The 277-nt window shown below is 72.6% G+C and carries 1 protein-coding gene; it reads left to right on the top strand.

The annotated features are described in order from the left end of the window. Window positions 1–36: 36 nt before the first annotated feature. A partial coding sequence (locus SSBG_RS34695) for a hypothetical protein (RefSeq protein WP_234010525.1) occupies window positions 37–277 on the top strand: 241 nt, incomplete at its 3' end.

Raw genomic sequence — 277 nt, 5'->3', positions numbered from 1 at the left:
TGGTCACGTGGAACGGGGTTCTGTGGAGGGGACGGCATGACTGCTGTGCTGCGGGTGGTGACGGCTCCGGCCGTTCTGGTGGTGCTTCTCCTGGCCCTCGTACTCGTTCTCCTGCTGCCCCACGGGCCCGCCCACGCGGTGGGCCCCGTCGCGTGTCAGCCCTCCTGCGGCACCGGGTCCCCTTCACCCGCTGGTCCCGCCGACGGACTCACGCTGCCGCTCACCGGCTACGAGGCTTCACGGACCACCACCCCCGCCCCCGCGCCACCCCCCGAAC

This window comes from Streptomyces sp. SPB074 (assembly GCF_000154905.1).
Taxonomy (GTDB): domain Bacteria; phylum Actinomycetota; class Actinomycetes; order Streptomycetales; family Streptomycetaceae; genus Streptomyces.
Note: the sequence above shows the minus strand (reverse complement) of the source record. Positions and strands in the feature narration are given on the sequence as shown.